Annotated in this window: 13 protein-coding genes; 10 read left to right on the forward strand and 3 right to left on the reverse strand. The window is 34.9% G+C overall.

From position 1 onward, the window contains the following. The first annotated feature begins 1,199 nt into the window (after positions 1 to 1,199). From ACNRYB_RS19315 to ACNRYB_RS19350, 8 genes are all read left to right on the forward strand, one after another. On the forward strand, positions 1,200 to 1,514 hold the full coding sequence (locus tag ACNRYB_RS19315; RefSeq protein ID WP_129747760.1) for a hypothetical protein: 315 nt from the start codon (positions 1,200 to 1,202) through the stop codon (positions 1,512 to 1,514). A 224-nt stretch (positions 1,515 to 1,738) separates the two neighbouring features. Beyond that, positions 1,739 to 2,428: a hydrolase gene (locus ACNRYB_RS19320; RefSeq protein ID WP_473728393.1), complete on the forward strand. Its 690-nt coding sequence runs from the start codon at positions 1,739 to 1,741 to the stop codon at positions 2,426 to 2,428. Positions 2,429 to 2,600: 172 nt separating this feature from the next. After that, positions 2,601 to 4,388 carry an amidohydrolase gene (locus tag ACNRYB_RS19325; RefSeq protein WP_473728394.1) on the forward strand — a complete coding sequence of 596 codons (1,788 nt, stop codon included), beginning with the start codon at positions 2,601 to 2,603 and terminating at the stop codon, positions 4,386 to 4,388. Positions 4,389 to 4,393: 5 nt separating this feature from the next. Beyond that, a complete protein-coding gene (locus ACNRYB_RS19330; protein ID WP_473728395.1) occupies positions 4,394 to 5,761 on the forward strand; it encodes an alginate export family protein in 1,368 nt (455 codons plus the stop codon). A gap of 25 nt (positions 5,762 to 5,786) precedes the next feature. Beyond that, positions 5,787 to 6,347, forward strand: a complete 561-nt coding sequence (locus ACNRYB_RS19335) for a 2'-5' RNA ligase family protein (protein ID WP_473728396.1) — start codon at positions 5,787 to 5,789, stop codon at positions 6,345 to 6,347. Between the two features lie 190 nt (positions 6,348 to 6,537). Continuing rightward, complete coding sequence (locus ACNRYB_RS19340; protein WP_473728397.1) at positions 6,538 to 7,461, forward strand: helix-turn-helix domain-containing protein; 924 nt, start codon at positions 6,538 to 6,540, stop codon at positions 7,459 to 7,461. Positions 7,462 to 7,752: 291 nt separating this feature from the next. Continuing rightward, positions 7,753 to 8,475 carry an SDR family oxidoreductase gene (locus ACNRYB_RS19345; RefSeq protein ID WP_129747755.1) on the forward strand — a complete coding sequence of 241 codons (723 nt, stop codon included), beginning with the start codon at positions 7,753 to 7,755 and terminating at the stop codon, positions 8,473 to 8,475. A gap of 282 nt (positions 8,476 to 8,757) precedes the next feature. After that, positions 8,758 to 9,522 carry an SDR family oxidoreductase gene (locus tag ACNRYB_RS19350; RefSeq protein WP_473728398.1) on the forward strand — a complete coding sequence of 255 codons (765 nt, stop codon included), beginning with the start codon at positions 8,758 to 8,760 and terminating at the stop codon, positions 9,520 to 9,522. A gap of 116 nt (positions 9,523 to 9,638) precedes the next feature. Here ACNRYB_RS19350 and ACNRYB_RS19355 read toward each other — a convergent pair whose 3' ends face one another. The 3 genes from ACNRYB_RS19355 to ACNRYB_RS19365 form a co-directional block, all read right to left on the reverse strand. Then, positions 9,639 to 10,112 carry a hypothetical protein gene (locus tag ACNRYB_RS19355; RefSeq protein WP_066034219.1) on the reverse strand — a complete coding sequence of 158 codons (474 nt, stop codon included), beginning with the start codon at positions 10,110 to 10,112 and terminating at the stop codon, positions 9,639 to 9,641. Positions 10,113 to 10,235: 123 nt separating this feature from the next. Further along, positions 10,236 to 10,940 (reverse strand): LytR/AlgR family response regulator transcription factor, encoded by a 705-nt coding sequence (locus ACNRYB_RS19360; RefSeq protein WP_473728399.1) that lies wholly within the window; start codon positions 10,938 to 10,940, stop codon positions 10,236 to 10,238. Beyond that, positions 10,937 to 11,974: a sensor histidine kinase gene (locus ACNRYB_RS19365; protein WP_473728400.1), complete on the reverse strand. Its 1,038-nt coding sequence runs from the start codon at positions 11,972 to 11,974 to the stop codon at positions 10,937 to 10,939. The genes ACNRYB_RS19360 and ACNRYB_RS19365 overlap by 4 nt, the downstream gene beginning before the upstream one ends. 173 nt (positions 11,975 to 12,147) lie before the next feature. On the opposite strand from ACNRYB_RS19365, the gene ACNRYB_RS19370 reads away from it, so the two are divergent. After that, positions 12,148 to 13,533: a TolC family protein gene (locus ACNRYB_RS19370; protein WP_473728401.1), complete on the forward strand. Its 1,386-nt coding sequence runs from the start codon at positions 12,148 to 12,150 to the stop codon at positions 13,531 to 13,533. Between the two features lie 12 nt (positions 13,534 to 13,545). After that, positions 13,546 to 16,836, forward strand: coding sequence for an efflux RND transporter permease subunit (locus ACNRYB_RS19375; protein ID WP_066034215.1), 3,291 nt, complete (start codon positions 13,546 to 13,548; stop codon positions 16,834 to 16,836). Positions 16,837 to 17,042: the final 206 nt, after the last annotated feature.

Below are 17,042 nucleotides of genomic sequence, written 5' to 3' on the forward strand. Positions count from 1 at the left end.
ATTAGACATTAATGTATATTGCAAACTTATATACAAATACCCACGATCAAATGAATATGTCAAAATTTCACTGTAAAAACGTTTCTCCAAAAACAGTTTTTTATAGAAATTAAATGATCCCCAAAAAGGTAAAGGCCATCACCGTTTTCAAATTTCTACAAACCAAAATTAAAATTCGCAAAATAGATAACCTTACGGTTTTCCTCATTGTGTGAAAAAATTAACATTCTTAACTTTAACTTAAAAGCTTAAGTTACTGTACCGCAAAACATTGCCAAAATTCTATTTAACGTAAATTTGTCAAATAAAATACTAGTTTCTAAACTAGATGGCCTCTAAAATTATATTTCTTATTCTAGATTAAGAGCTTTCTTTGTCTTCATCGCATACATTTGCAATGTAGATTAGAAGTTCTATTAAAAACTGAAATCGAAAACAAGAAAAACTTAGTATCTGAGCATCTTAGAACTTAAAAAAATCTTTCTTATTCTAGATTAAGTTGAAGCAAAATGGCAACTAATACATTTGCAATATAAATTACAAGTTCTGTCAAAAACTGAAATCATAAACAAGAAGAAAACTCAGTATCTGAGCATCTTAGCATCTTAGAAACTTAAAAAATCTTTTCTTTTTCTAGATTAAGTTGAAGCAAAATGGGAACTAATACATTTGCAATATATATTACAAGTTCTGTCAAAAACTGAAATCAAAAACAAGAAGAAAACTCAGTATCTGAGCATCTTAGCGTCTTAGAAACTTAAAAAAATCTTTTCTTATTCTAGATTAAGTTGAAGCAAAATGTGAACTAATACATTTGCAATATAAATTACAAGTTCTGTCAAAAACTGAAATCATAAACAAGAAGAAAACTCAGTATCTGAGCATCTTAGCATCTTGGAAACTTAAAAAAATCTTTTCTTATTCTAGATTAAGTTGAAGCAAAATGGGAACTAATACATTTGCAATATAAATTACAAGTTCTGTCAAAAACTGAAATCAAAAACAAGAAGAAAACTTAGTATCTGAACATCTTAGCATCTTGGAAACTTAAAAAAATCTTTTCTTGTTCTAGATTAAGTTGAAGCAATAATGAAAGCAATAAATTTGTAAAGTAAAATCACAAGGTCTGTGAAACTGAAATTCTAAAATAAAAAAACTTAGAATCTTAGCACCTCAGAACCTCAGAAACTAAAAAGAAAATGAAAACACTTGAATTCTTATTACTCGGAAAAAACGAAGCGATTCTGGCCATTTTACTTCGCCTTGTAAATGCTTATGAAGACTGGAATGCAGTCGCATTTAGCAACGAAACAGAAGCTCAGGACTATTTTCAGAATCACAAAATCGACGTTGTGCTATTGAGCTCCGGAATCGAAGACCATGTCGAAAAAGAATTTACTTTATTTTGCTTACAACAACAGCCAGACGTAGAAGTAATTGAACATTTTGGCGGAGGAAGCGGATTATTAAAGTCCGAAATCCTTCACCGATTACATCTAAAAGGAAAAATTTAGGTACCGCATTTTTCTCTTTTAAAAATTCATTAAAAGCTTAACGAATATCATTTAACGAATATCCAATTTTTAATAACGATATATCGCTAGGATCACTATTGCCTTTTCTGAAAAACCTTTTAAAATCAATACATTACAAACAAGGCATTTATTTTGAATGCAATACACTGAAAATCAAATACAAAATATTTAAAACCTTTATTTAACAACAAAATCAAATTATCATGAAAAAATTAATCCTTACAGCAGTTTTATCTTTAGTAACTTTTATCGGATTCGCTCAAAAACCAAGTCCAGCGTTATTAGATCCAACAAATCATACATTAGTTTTAATTGATTACGAAAGCCAAATGGCATTTGCAGTAAGCAACATTCCAATCGATCAATTACGCAACAATACCGCTTTAGTAGCTGGAGCTTCAAAAATATTTAAAGTGCCGACTGTCGTTACAACCGTAGCCGAAAAATCTTTCAGCGGACCTGTTTTCAGAGAAATTGAAGAATTCTACCCACAAAAAACTTCAAACTATATTGACCGTACCACAATGAATACTTGGGAAGACGCTCCTGCGCGCAAAGCAATCATTGCAACTGGCAAAAAGAAAATCGTATTTGGCGGTTTATGGACAAGTGTTTGTATTGTTGGACCAGTTTTATCAGCTATCAACGAAGGATATGATGTTTATGTAATTACAGATGCAAGTGGTGACGTTTCGAAAGAAGCTCATGAAATGGCTGTAACTCGTATGGTTCAGGCTGGTGCACATCCTATAACTTCATTGCAATATTTATTAGAATTACAGCGTGACTGGGCTCGTCAGGAAACTTATGTACCTGTAACCGATTTAGTTAAAAAATACGGCGGAGCTTATGGTGTAGGTGTTCAATATGCGCACGAAATGTTGAAACACTAATAATTTTAGAAATTAAAAAATTGAGAATTAAAAATTAAAAAATCTTCTAGATCCGCTAAACCTGCGTGAAAAACTAAAAGTTTGAATCTCTTTTTTAAAGATATTTTACTTAACCTTTAATTTTTAATTCTCAATTTTTAATTAAATCTACCAAACCAAAAATACCACAATCATGAAACTCTCTTTCAAACTAATAGCTTTTCTTTTAATCATTTCCCTCCCTGTTTTTGGGCAAAATAAAAAAGCTACTCTCATTGTTCATAATGCCATAATTCATACTCTGGACAATAAAAATACAGTTGTTGAAGCCATGGCCGTGGCAGATGGAAAAATCCTAAAAACGGGCAAAAGCAGTGAAATCTTAAAATTAAAAGACAAAAAAACAACAATAATCGATGCCAAAGGAAGAACGATTATTCCTGGCATATTCGATTCTCATATGCATATTATCCGAGGCGGAAGATTTTACAATACAGAATTGCGTTGGGATGGTGTTCGTTCTCTAAAAAGAGCTTTAGCTATGTTAAAAGAACAGGCACAAAGAACGCCAAAAGGACAATGGGTGCGTGTTGTGGGCGGGTGGAATGCTTATCAATTTGAAGAAAAAAGACTTCCAACTTTAGCAGAAATCAATGACGCAACGGGTGAGGTTCCAACATTTATTCTTCATTTATATGGACATGCTTATTTGAACAAAGCAGGTTTAGAAGCTTTGAAAATTGATTCCAACACGCCAAATCCAAATGCAGGATTGATTGAAAAAGATCCAAACGGAAATCCAACAGGATTATTGGTGGCAGAACCAAATGCTTTCATTCTATATTCGACTCTTGCCAAACTTCCCGAATTGACTCAAGAAGAAAAATTCAATTCGACTAAACAATTTATGACCGAAATGAATCGTCTTGGCGTAACTGCAATTATGGATGCCGGAGGCGGATTTCAAAATTTTCCTGATGATTATGGTGTAACCAATGGTTTATGCAAAGACAGCGATTTAACTGTTAGAATGCCTTATTATTTGTTTGCGCAAAAAGCAGGTACAGAATTAAACGATTACACCAAATGGATGCAAACCGTTGAAATTGGCGAAGGCTGTGATGACGATCATCATTCGGATAAAGTAGAATATCACGTTCAGGGTGCTGGAGAAAATTTGGTAATGAGCGCAGGAGATTTTGAAAACTTCGACAAACCAAGACCAGAACTAAGTCCAGCGATGGAAGGACAATTAAAAGAAGTGTTATCTTTATTAGTGAAAAATAGATGGCCTTTCAGAATTCACGCTACTTACAATGAAAGCATCACTAGATTTTTAAACGTAATAGAAGACATCAACAAAGAAACACCTTTAAATGGACTTTTATGGTTCTTTGATCATGCTGAAACGGTATCTACAGAAAATTTAAAACGAATTAAAGCTTTAAATGGAGGAATCGCAATCCAGCATAGGATGGCGTATCAAGGAGAAAGTTTCATTAAAAGATATGGAAAAACAGCTGCTTCAAACACAGTTCCATTAAAGAAAATGTTCGAGCTAGGAATTAAAGTTGGAATGGGAACTGACGGAACACGCGTAGCAAGCTACAATCCTTGGGTTGGTTTATATTGGCTCGCAACAGGAAAAACTTTGGGCGGCTTAAAATATATGAATGATGAAAATATTGTTGACAGAAACACTGCTTTAAAACTATTCACGTACGGAAGCGCCCAATTAATCAATATTGAAAAAGATCGAGGAATGCTGGCATCTGGAAAATTGGCCGATTTCGCTATTCTTTCTGACGATTACTTCTCGACTTCTGAAGAAAAAATCTTAAATATCGAATCAAAACTTACAGTAGTAAACGGAAAAGTAGTTTACGCCGATAATGACTTTAGAACCTTTGCCAACGAAAAACCAAAAGCAATTCCAGACTGGAGTCCGGTAAATTACTTTGGAGGTTATCAAAAAAACTAATTCAAATGAAAAACACATTCTTCTTATTGTTGCTTTTGGGAATCATTTTTTCTGCAAACGCACAACAAAAACCAGTTTTCCAAAGGCTGCGATATGAGGATGATTTCACTTATCTAAAAGCAGATTCGACCAAAACTTTATACGAGAGAATCAAATATATTCCGTTAGGAAAAAACGATAGATATTATGCCTCAGTTGGCGGTGAAGTAAGGTTGCAATATACATATACAGTAAATAATAAATGGGGAGACGAAGCTGATGACGATGGGTACTTACTTTCCAGATATCTGTTTCATGCAAATGTTCAATTGGGAGCTTTCAGAACCTTTTTTGAATTGCAAAGCAGTTTAGCAAATGGCAAAACAGATCCCAGTCCAGTTGACGAAAATCAGCTAGACATTCATCAGGCATTTCTCGATATTGATTTTATTAAAGAAGAAAATGAGCAATTGACATTGCGTTCTGGAAGACAAGAAATGATGTACGGTTCACAGCGTTTAATTGCAGTGCGTGAAGGTCCAAACAGTCGACTTGCATTTGATGCAGTAAAACTATTTTATAAAAAAAATAACTGGCAGTCAGATGCATTTTTCACACATCCTATTGCCAATAAACAAGGAACTTTTAATGATAGTTTTAATGAAAACGCAAAATTTTGGGGAAGTTATACTGTAATTCACAAAGTGCCATTCATTCAAAACATCGATCTGTATTATTTAGGCTTATGGAAAAGCCGATCTGTTTTTGATGATGCCATTGGGGAAGAAAACAGACAATCTGTTGGAACCCGAATCTGGAAAAATAAAGGAACTTGGAAATACGATTTTGAAGGCGTTTACCAATTTGGAAACATCAATCAAAAGACAATCTCAGGCTGGACACTTTCATCTTTTGCCTGTTATACTTTCGAAAACATAAAATATACGCCTGAAATCGGATTGAAAACAGAAATCATTTCTGGCGATAAAAGCTCGGGAGATACTCACTTACAAACTTTTAATCCGTTATATCCAAGAGGCGCTTATTTTGGATTAGTTGCCTTAATTGGCCCTTCTAATTTAATAGATGTTCATCCTTCAATTAATTTTAGTTTATCGGAAAAATGGACACTTGGAATTGATTACGATATTTTCTGGAGACAAACCTTAAGTGACGGTATATACGCCCCTAACATGCAGCTTTTATATTCCGGAAAAGACACAACGGAACGTTTTATTGGTTCGCAATTAATTTCGAATGTAAACTACGACATGAATAATCATTTAGGATTTACACTAGAAACGGGTTGGTTTAATGCGGGCAGTTTTTTAAAAGAAGTGGGGTCTGGAAAAGATTATTTTTACGCCGCATTGACAGCACAATTTAAATTTTAAATTTGTGTAATTCAAAATCCTAAAAATGGAAAAAACATATTCGGTTGTATTTTATTCAAAAGATTTAGTTGAACCCGTTAAAAAGCTGAAAGATTTTTTAAGAAGTAAAATCGATTGGTACAACAGCTGCAATTCTGAAGCACATATCACGATTTGTGAATTTACAATCGACGAATCTGAGTTCGATTCAATTAAACAAAAGCTTTCTAAAATTTCAGATTCTTTTACCCCTTTCCCAGTTTCATTAAATCATTTTGATGCTTACCAAAATAGCGGCGCTTTTTTTATAGGTGTAACCGAAGATTCAAAAAATAATCTAGTGCCTATCATGAAAAAGATTCATGAAGCCTTTAAGTTTTTAAAACTCAAAAAAAGTGATAATCCGCACTTGTCAATCGGAAGAAGATTAACACCCGAAAAGCTTAAAATCGCTTCTGAACTTTTCACTACAATTGACCTTCAATTTGAATGCAATGAAATTGTTTTAAGAGAATTTGATCCCAAAGTAAAACAGTTTTTTGTGATTGATTCTTTTCCTTTCGGAAGCAATCCTGAACCTGAATTTGTACAGGGAAGTCTGTTTTAATTTTTTTTAACTACAAAGACGCTAAGGCGCAAAGATTTCAAGTAATTTCTTAAAATGCGAAAAAACTTAGTAAAAGATTGAAACGAAATACAAATAAAATTGCACAACAATATAAAAAAACTTCGTGCCTTAGCGCCTTCGTGGCAAAAAACATTTTTTCGTATATTTGAATTTCGCAATTCATTACGATATGAAATCTCTAGATTCATTTTACCAAGATATTACCGAAGGTTCAGCAGTTGATCCCAATTCATTATTGCCAAATGACATTCAGAAAGAGATCGGGCATTTTAATGTCTTTGATATAAAAGAACTTCTGGAACGCATGAAAGGAAAACCTGGAATGCCTTATGACAGAAGAGCTTATTATAAAATAAGTTTAATTAGAGGTCACAACAAAGCCGAATATGCCGATAAAGTAATCGAAATCGAAAAACAGGGATTGTTATTTGCAACACCAAAAATTCCATACAATTATTTACCGCAAGACACAAATCAAGGCGGACAGTTTTGCGTATTTACGAGCGAGTTTTTATCGAAAAGTAAAAGCGGAATCGATCTAGACGAACTTCCAATTTTCGCATCAGACGGTTATCCTATTTTTCAACTTTCTGATGAAGAAGTAGAAGAAGTTTCTTTGATTTTCAACAAAATACAGAAAGAAATCAACTCCGATTATATTTACAAATACGATTTAATTCGAAATTATGTCGCTGAATTAATTCACTTCGGACAAAAATTACAGCCTATAACTGCATTGTATTCGAAACACAATTCGGCAGCGAGAGTTTCTTCTTTATTTGCTGAATTGTTAGAAAGACAATTTCCGATAGAATCCCCAAATCAAAGATTGGAATTGAGAACAGCAAAAGATTTTGCAGAGCGATTATCTGTTCATGTGAATCATTTAAATAAGGTTTTAAAGGAAAATACCGGAAAAACCACAACAGAATTAATCAGCAACCGATTAACAAACGAAGCCAAAATACTTTTAAAACAAACCGATTGGAATATTTCTGAAATTGCCTATTCACTTGGTTTTGAAGAATTAGCGCATTTTTCTAATTTCTTTAAAAAACAAACTTCTTTTACGCCATTGGCTTTTAGGAGTTAGATATTTTAGATTGCAGATTTTAGATTTTAGATTGTTGCCAATAGTTATCTCAAAGCTTGTCTTCCTGAGCGGAGTCGAAGGATCACATGCTAAATCCATACAGTATGTTTTACGGAGCGTGTCCTTCGACTCCGCTCAGGAAGACATAAACTGAGATTTTGGAATTTGGAATTTTAAAAATTGGAATTTCACTATCCTGATTTGAATTTCGCAAACATCGGTTTGATATTTACAACTCCCCAAGTCTACTTCGCTCCTACCTTTGTCTTATCAAATTAAAAGAACGAAAAGATGAATTTATCAGACAACAAAATTTTAATAACTGGCGGTGCAAGCGGTATCGGACTTGGACTTGCCGAACGATTTATTCAGGAAAACAATACCGTAATTATCTGCGGAAGAAGAGCTTCTCTTCTAGAAGAAGTAAAAGCTAAGTTTCCATCGATTATTACTAAAGTATGCGATTTGTCTATAGAAGAGGAACGCATTGCGCTTTATCAATGGATTGCAGCAAATCATCCTGATTTAAATGTTTTAGTCAATAATGCTGGAATTCAAAACTGGATGAACATAACAGATGCTGACTTTTACAATAACATGAAAAATGAGCTTGCCACAAACATCGAAGCTCCTTTGCATTTAACTTCGCTATTTATTCAGTTGTCCTCGCTAAAAACAGTGATGAATGTAACTTCTGGACTGGCATTTTCTCCTTTTGCAAAAGTCCCGGTTTATTCGGCTACAAAAGCATTTTTCAGATCATTTACACTTTCGCTTCGTCATTTATTAAGAGAAAAAAATATTGAAGTGGTAGAAATTATTCCACCCGCATTAAACACAGATTTGGGCGGAATCGGACTTCACGACGCACATCCAAGTGTAAGCAGTTTTATCGAATCTATTTTCGAACAATTGAAAGAAGGCAGACAAGAACTTACTTTCGGCACCAGCGAAACGAGATTAAACGCAAGCGCAGAAGAATTGAGAAATCATTTTAATGCAATGCATTCTTAATTTTAAATTAAACACATAGAAACATAGATTTTAGTAGTGAATAAAAGGCGTTTCACTTTTAATAAAACACATAGGCTATGTGTTAGAAACTAGTTTCTTTATATAATCTTCTAAAGAAAAACAAAATCTATGTTTCTATGTGTTAAAAAAATAAACACAACTATTTGTCTTCATGAGCGTAGCCAAAGGACACTCTAACTATAAAGGTCTTCGACTCCGCTCAGACTGACAACAAACAACAAACAACAAACAACAAACAACAAACAATTAACACTATATAAGATGGCAGTAAATACAAAAATAGCTCTAGTTACAGGCGGTAGCAGAGGTTTAGGAAAAAACATGGCAATTGCGATTGCAAAAAAAGGATTGGATGTAATTATTACCTACAACAGCAAAAAAGACGAAGCTGATTTGGTCGTAAAAGAAATTGAAAATTTAGGTCAAAAAGCGGCTGCATTACAATTGAACGTTGCAGAATCAGGAACTTTTGATTCTTTTTTCGAAAATGTAAAAACAGTTTTGAAAGACACTTTTAAAACAGACAAATTTGACTTTTTAGTTAATAATGCTGGAATCGGAATTCACAATTCGTTCATTGGAACCACTGAAGCAGAATTTGATCAATTGACTAACATTCAGTTTAAAGGTCCGTTTTTCTTAACTCAAAAAGGACTTAATGTAATGAATGACGGTGGCGGAATTATAAATATTTCAACTGGTTTGGCAAGATTCTCTTTCCCAGGTTATGCAGCTTATGCTTCTATGAAAGGCGCAATGGAAACTTTGACAAAATATCAAGCAAAAGAGTTGGGTACAAGAAAAATTAGAGCCAATATAGTGGCGCCAGGCGCTATTGAAACTGATTTCGGCGGCGGAGTTGTTCGCGACAATGAACAAATGAACCAACAAATTGCTTCTGTAACAGCTTTGGGAAGAGTTGGCCTTCCTGATGATATTGGCGGTGTGGTTGCCTTTTTATGTACTGAAGACGCCCGCTGGATAAATGCTCAAAGAATTGAAGCTTCTGGCGGAATGATGCTATAATAGTAAACCTAACAGGTTTTAAAAACCTGTTAGGTTTGTTATAAAACAAAACCCGATAAGCATTAAAAACTCATCGGGTTTGTCATTTCAAATAATATTTGAATTAGTAAAGCGTTTTAATTTTTTTCTACAGAGACATCAAAACCTCCCTCTGCATCAAAAACTATATCATAAAATTTAGTATCTTTTGTTACGCCTACTTCGTAGGTTGTTTTTTTCTTATCGTCTACCACCATTGCAATTTCTTGAATGGCTTTTGCTTTATAATTCTTTTTTAGATAAGACTGCGCTTTTATCGGAAGCTGTTTAAACGGAATCTGCAACTCATACGCTTTCATGTTTCCCAGATTATCGTAAATCGCCACCGCTTTGGTTCTATCGTCTACATTATATCGCGCTTCAAATCGAATTTCATCTGCATCATCTCCCACATATTCTTCAGACCAGACTGGCACTTTTCCCGGATATTCTCTCTCAAAAGCAAATCGAACCTTTTCTGGTGGTGTAATTACCTTTTTCATATTGGTTCCCTCTTGAGCTATTAAAAAACTACTGCATAAAAAAGTAAAAGATAAAAACACGTTTTTCATAGTTTCATTTTTTAAAATTAAACTTTAATAACGTATTAAAAGTACTACTTTTTTATTAAGATAACATGAAGATTTTAACATTTTTTAGCTGCAGGAAAAACTCCTTCAAAATCAAGTATTAAATTACAATTCGAGTTTTTTTAATCGGTCGATAAGCTCTCTTTTATACGTAATTCCGATTGGAATTCTTTCGTTTTTAATGACTACAAAATCTTTTTCTGTTGCATCAATTTTATCCAGAGCTACGATATATGATTTATGAATGCGCATAAAACTCTTTTCTGGCAGGCATTTTTCAAATTCTGTTGTAGTAATAGAAGCCAGATAAGTTCTTTTTGTTGTGTGAAGCTTTACATAATTGCCAAAGCTCTGTGCGTATAAAAGCTGATCTAATTCGATATCCATCAAATAACCATCTACTTTTACGCTTACCGAATTTACGGTTTCTTCCGCTTTTTGTTTCACACTTTCTGTCGCAAAAAAACGGTCAATTGCTTTTAAAAATCTTGGAAAATAAATGGGTTTTAGCAAATAATCAATTACACCATAATCGTAGCTTTCGAGAGCAAATTCAGAATACGCTGTAGTCAAAATAGTTTTAGGATGCGTTGGAAGAATTTTGAGCAGTTCCATTCCCGAAATCTCAGGCATATTGATATCCAAAAACATTAAATCGACTGGGTTCTCTCTGAGATAATTCATCGCTTCAATACCATTATATCCTTGAAAAACCAATTCTAACTGCGGATTCTGTTTTATATAATTAGCCAAAACATAATGCGCAGCGGGTTCATCATCTACAATAATGCATTTCTTTGTTTCTCTCATCCTACAAACTTTTTAAGCTGTATTTCCAAATCAACAACATAAACTTGTTTATCGTCCTGAACATCCAATTTATAGTCTTTCCCATAAATTAAATTCAGACGTTCGATCGTGTTTTTTAAACCAATTTTGGTAGAAATCACATCATTTTTCTTCGGAATTGAATTGGCAACATGAAGATGCAATAATCCGTTTTCGACCGTAATAGTAATTTTTACGAAGCAATTTTCAATAGCGCAAGTTCCGTGTTTAAAGGCATTTTCTATAAATGCAATTAAAAGCATCGGAGAAATTTTATACGTGTATTCGATATCTACTTTACTTTCAAAATCAATTTCGCATCTATAGCCTACGCGCTCTTTTTCTAGCTGTACATAACTGTTTATAAACTCCAGTTCATCTTCTAAAGATACGCATTGTTTGCTGTTGCTTTCCAATTGATAGCGCATTAATTGCGAAACCTTCATAATTAAATCAGGCGTTCTGTCTGGAAACTGAAGACTGATTCCGTAAAGTGTATTAAAAGTATTAAACAAAAAATGCGGATTTAATTGTCCTTTCAATGAATTTAACTGCATTTGATTGAACAATAAAGCCGCATCGGTTTGTTTTCTGTGAATACGATAAAATTTAAAAACAATAATCGGACTGAGAATGCATACCAATGTTCCTAAAACACTCGCCAATTGGTACACATAGCTTCTCTGATGCGAATTTTGGTACAAATGGCATTTGGCAAACATATCCAGCATGGTAATTTCATACAAAATGACCGAGAATACAAAAACACCAAAAAGCGTCAGGATAATATAAGTGAAAGGTTTATTAGCTTTGAATAAAATTGGAAGTAAAAAAAAGCGGTTAAACTGCGCATGCATGTATAAAATGCAATAAAAAAATATCCCCATCAAAATAGAAACGAAGGAGCTAAAAAGCATCCAGTCATTCTTAAGGGTATAAATTGTAAATGAAAAAAGGACAACAGCAACCTCCTGCCACCATTTGTTATCCAATATGTTATCAATTTTTTTGTTCATTCTTAATTGTGAAATAGTTTACAAAGTACGCACAAATATTTAATTATTTTTTTCAAAAAATGACCAATTCAATTCGTCATTTACTAGTGCAGTACATCACTTAACCTGACTTTTATCAGTGTAAGAGAAATAAATTTGTTGCATCAAAAATATTCTATATCACACTTGAGTTTATGTATTTCAAAAAAATTACCTTATTATTTTTATTGATTTTTGCCTCAGCCGGCTACGCTCAAACCCTGTCTTTAAAAGAAGCCATAAAGATAGGACTTGAAAACTACGGTTCTATCCGAGCAAAAAACAATTACACCAATGCATCAAAAGAGACTCTCAAACAATCTCGCCGTGATTATCTGCCAAACCTGAACTTATCGGCACAGCAGGATTACGGAACCGTAAACGGACAAAACGGACCTCTTTATGGTTTTGGAGGTTTAGGAGTTGCTTCATCAGGTCTTCCGTTGCCAGAACAAAACTGGAATTCGGCATTTGGTGCGCTTTATTTAGTCAATATGAACTGGGATTTTTTCACTTTCGGAAAAACACAGGAAAAAATCAATTTATCTAAAATTGATGTTCAGGCTAAAGAAAAAGATTTAGCACAGGAAAAATTCCAGCAGGAAATCAAAATCTCAGCTGCTTATTTAAATTTATTGGCGAGCCAAAGATTACTGATTTCGCAAGAAAAAAATCTTTCTCGCGCAGAAGTTTTCAAAAAGACTGCCGTTGCAAGAGTTAAAAACGGATTATTAGCTGGAGTTGACTCCACCTTGGCAACTGCAGAAGTTTCTAAAGCAAAAATGGCTTTAAACCTAGCTAAAAATTTCGTTAAAGAACAAAACAACAAATTAGTCGATTTAATGGGCGTTGCGCCTCAGGATTTTGTTGCCGATACTCTTTTTGTAACTCAGATTCCGAAAGAATTGGTAACCAAAGAAACGGCTACAGACAGTCTTCACCCATTGTTGCAATTCTATAAAACCAAAATCGATTACAGCAATCAGCAGGTTAAATTGTACAAACGATTCTATTATCCAACCATGAGTGCATTTGGAGTTTTACAGACCAGAGCCTCGGGATTTGATTCTTCTTATGCAACCAATCAAAACGCATTTACGAGAAATTATTGGGACGGCGTAAATCCAGATCGCACGAACTATTTAGTTGGTGTTGGAATTACGTGGAATTTAACCACGCCTTTCCGTTCAAGCAAACAAGTAAGCGCTCAGAAATTTGTATCTCAGGCTTTACAGGAAGAATACAATCAGGCAGATAGAGAATTGAAGTCTCAGCTGACATTCGCCGAAGATAAAATCAAAATTACTTTGGAGAATTATGCCGAAGCGCCAATTCAGGTTGATGCAGCCCAAAGAGCTTACATTCAGAAATCGACATTATACAAAAATGGTTTAACCGATCTAACCGATCTGACACAAACCATTTACACGCTGAATCGTGCTGAAATCGATCGAGATATTGTCAATAATAATGTGTGGCAATCGTACTTATTGAAAGTCGCTGCAACAGGAAATTTTGACTTATTTATAAATGAATTTTAATTATAAATCCTAATGAATTTAATACGTTTTGCACTCCGCAAACCCATTTCCATTTTAGTACTGGTTGCGGGTCTATTTTTCTTCGGAATTGGTGCCATCAAAGACATTAAGGTAGATATTTTACCAAAAATGAATTTGCCGGTTATCTATATCGCGCACCCGTTTGGAGGTTATACGCCAGACCAGATGGAAGCTTATTTTGCCAAAAACTACGTAAACGTTTTACCTTTCTCGAACGGTATCAAATCGGTAGAAACTAAAAATATTCAGGGGTTAATGATTATGAAATTAACCTATTATGAAGGAACCAACATGGCGCAGGCAGCTGCCGAGTTAAGTGCACTTTCAAACAGAATCCAAGCGGTTTTCCCTCCAGGAACACAACCTCCGTTTATCATTCGTTTTGATGCTTCTTCACTTCCAATCGGGCAATTGGTTTTGAGCAGTAAAATCAGATCAAATAATGAATTGCAGGATTTGGCCAACGTTTATGTTCGTGCTTCTTTTACTTCGATTCCTGGTTTATTATCTCCAGCACCATTTGGAGGAAGCCCGAGAACTATTGAGATCAACGTAGATCCAGATTTATTGCGTTCTCACAATATGACGCCAGATCAAATTGTAGAAGCGATTCGTTTAAACAACCAGACGGCTCCATCAGGAAACGTTCGTATGGGCGACAAAAACTATATTACGCCAACCAATAATACGATTAAAGAAATTAAAGATTTTGAACAGATTCCGTTATTCAAAGGCGGTGTTCAAAACTTAAAATTAGGCGATGTTGCATCGGTAAAAGACGGTGCCGATATTACAGCGGGTTATGCATTGGTAAACGGAAAACGTTCGGTTTACATTAGTATTGCAAAAGCGGGAGACGCATCTACTTGGGATGTTGTTCAGAAATTAAAATCAGAATTGCCTAAAATTCAGAGCACACTTCCTGAAGATGTAAAATTATCATATGAATTTGACCAGTCGGTTTATGTAATCAACTCGGTAAAAAGTTTGATTACTGAGGGAATCATTGGTGCGGTTTTAACGGGATTAATGGTTTTATTATTCTTAGGCGACCGCCGTGCGGCTTTAATCGTAATTATGACCATTCCGATTTCGGTTATTTCGGGAGTTTTATTCCTTAAATTATTCGGACAGACGATTAACTTAATGTCTCTTTCGGGATTGGCTTTGGCGATTGGTATTTTGGTTGACGAAAGTACCGTAACGATCGAAAACATTCACCAGCATCTCGATATGGGGAAACCCAAAGCACTCGCCATTTGGGATGCCTGTAAAGAAATCGCTTTACCAAAATTATTGATCCTTCTTTGTATCCTTGCCGTATTTGCTCCAGCCTTTACCATGGTGGGTATTCCGGGAGCGTTGTTCTTGCCTTTGGCTTTAGCAATTGGTTTCTCAATGGTTATTTCGTTCTTATTATCTCAGACTTTTGTACCTGTAATGGCCAACTGGATGATGAAAGGACATGAAAAACATGCACACGGACCAGAAATTACGGATGACGAAGCGGAGTTTAACGACTGCGGTTTAACACCAGAATCTGAACAAAATCTGATTACTCAGAAAAAAGTTTATGTAGAAAGAGAAGATACTAACAACAACGGAAAAATCAGCGCTTTCGAACGCTTCAAGATTCGTTTCATGCGAACATTAGACCGTTTATTTGTTCACAAAAAAATAACGAGTATTACGTATCTGGTTTCTGCAACTGCGCTGGCTATTGTATTTATTACTTTTATCGGAAAAGACGTTTTCCCAAGAACCAATTCAAGCCAATTCCAATTGAGAATGCGTGCTGTTGATGGAACTCGTTTGGAAAGAACAGAAGAACAAGCTAGAATTGTTTTAAAAGAATTGGAGAAAATGGTCGGAAAAGAGCATATCGGAATTTCGTCTGTATATGTGGGTCAGCACCCTTCTCTATTCTCGATCAACCCAATTTATCTGTTCATGGCTGGTTCTCACGAAGCGGTTTTCCAAGTGAGCTTAAAAGATTATGAGGCAGATATGGATGACTTTAAAGATGAATTTAGAGCAAGACTTAAAAAATTGCTTCCTGATACTAAACTTTCTTTTGAGCCAATCGAATTGACGGATAAAGTTTTAAGCCAAGGTTCTCCTACTCCAATCGAGATTCGTGTGGCTGGAAAAGACAAAAAGAAAAACGAATTGTACGCGACTCAAATCGTAGATAAACTAAAAGCGATTTCGTATTTCAGAGACGTACAGATTGGTCAGCCAATACATTATCCAGCAATGAATATTGATATTGACAGAACCCGTGCAGCCGAATTGGGAGTTGATATGAATGATATTTCTCGTTCGCTTGTCGCTTCGACCTCATCTTCTCGTTATACAGAAAAAAATAACTGGGTAGACGAAAAAGCAGGATTATCATATTCTGTTCAGGTTCAAGTGCCATTGAATAAAATGAAAAGCAAAACCGATATTGGAGAAATTCCGGTTCTGAAAAATTCGCTTCGTCCGGTATTGAGTGACGTTGCCAAAATTACACCGGGATTTGTGAGCGGAGAAAATGACAATTTAGGGGCCATGCCATACATTACCGTTACGGCAAACATCTATAAAACCGATTTGGGGACGGCATCAAAAGATGTGAGCAAAACAATTAGTTCATTGGGCGAATTACCACGTGGTTTGTTTATCACGCCAATCGGACTAAGTACTGTATTGACAGAGACATTAAGCAGCTTACAAACAGGATTATTGGTCGCTGTGTTTGTAATCTTCTTAATGCTGGCCGCTAATTTCCAATCGTTCAAGGTTTCGCTGGTAATCTTAACAACAGTTCCTGCCGTAGTTTTAGGATCGTTATTAATGCTGACTTTAACTGGTTCAACATTAAATTTACAATCGTATATGGGAATCATCATGTCGGTTGGGGTTTCTATTGCCAATGCCGTTCTTTTGGTTACCAATGCAGAACAGCTTCGAAAAATAAACGGAAACGCCTTAGAATCTGCAAGAGAAGCGGCTGCGTTGCGTCTTCGTCCGATTATCATGACTTCTGTTGCGATGATTATGGGTATGTTGCCAATGGCAATTGGACACGGCGAAGGAGGCGATCAAGTTTCTCCGTTAGGAAGAGCGGTTATCGGTGGATTATTATTTTCTACTTTTGCCGTATTATTGATCTTGCCGCAGATATTTGCGTGGGCCCAAGAAAAAACATCGACACAATCTGTTTCTTTAGATCCTGAAGACGAAGAAAGTATCCATTATATTTCATCATTGAGTAAGTCGAAAGTTGGAAAGTCCTAACTCGTTGAGTGTAATTATTTTTTTAACACATAGAAACATAGATTTTAGTTTTTAAAAAAAGGTAAAAGAAAAAACTAGTTTTCACACATAGTCCCGATAGCTATCGGGATGCATTTAAAAAAAGTGAAGCGCCTTTTATGCACAAAGAAAAGCTATGTGTCTATGTGTTAAAATAATTATTCCCAAAGAATTAAAAACATATTCAT

This window comes from Flavobacterium sp. CR10, from assembly GCF_055814415.1.

Coding starts and splice junctions, on each gene's coding strand:
- ACNRYB_RS19315 (WP_129747760.1), top strand. CDS start 1,200: ATGAAAACACTTGAATTCTTATTACTCGGAAAAAACGAAGCGATTCTG.
- ACNRYB_RS19320 (WP_473728393.1), top strand. CDS start 1,739: ATGAAAAAATTAATCCTTACAGCAGTTTTATCTTTAGTAACTTTTATC.
- ACNRYB_RS19325 (WP_473728394.1), top strand. CDS start 2,601: ATGAAACTCTCTTTCAAACTAATAGCTTTTCTTTTAATCATTTCCCTC.
- ACNRYB_RS19330 (WP_473728395.1), top strand. CDS start 4,394: ATGAAAAACACATTCTTCTTATTGTTGCTTTTGGGAATCATTTTTTCT.
- ACNRYB_RS19335 (WP_473728396.1), top strand. CDS start 5,787: ATGGAAAAAACATATTCGGTTGTATTTTATTCAAAAGATTTAGTTGAA.
- ACNRYB_RS19340 (WP_473728397.1), top strand. CDS start 6,538: ATGAAATCTCTAGATTCATTTTACCAAGATATTACCGAAGGTTCAGCA.
- ACNRYB_RS19345 (WP_129747755.1), top strand. CDS start 7,753: ATGAATTTATCAGACAACAAAATTTTAATAACTGGCGGTGCAAGCGGT.
- ACNRYB_RS19350 (WP_473728398.1), top strand. CDS start 8,758: ATGGCAGTAAATACAAAAATAGCTCTAGTTACAGGCGGTAGCAGAGGT.
- ACNRYB_RS19355 (WP_066034219.1), bottom strand. CDS start 10,112: ATGAAAAACGTGTTTTTATCTTTTACTTTTTTATGCAGTAGTTTTTTA.
- ACNRYB_RS19360 (WP_473728399.1), bottom strand. CDS start 10,940: ATGAGAGAAACAAAGAAATGCATTATTGTAGATGATGAACCCGCTGCG.
- ACNRYB_RS19365 (WP_473728400.1), bottom strand. CDS start 11,974: ATGAACAAAAAAATTGATAACATATTGGATAACAAATGGTGGCAGGAG.
- ACNRYB_RS19370 (WP_473728401.1), top strand. CDS start 12,148: ATGTATTTCAAAAAAATTACCTTATTATTTTTATTGATTTTTGCCTCA.
- ACNRYB_RS19375 (WP_066034215.1), top strand. CDS start 13,546: ATGAATTTAATACGTTTTGCACTCCGCAAACCCATTTCCATTTTAGTA.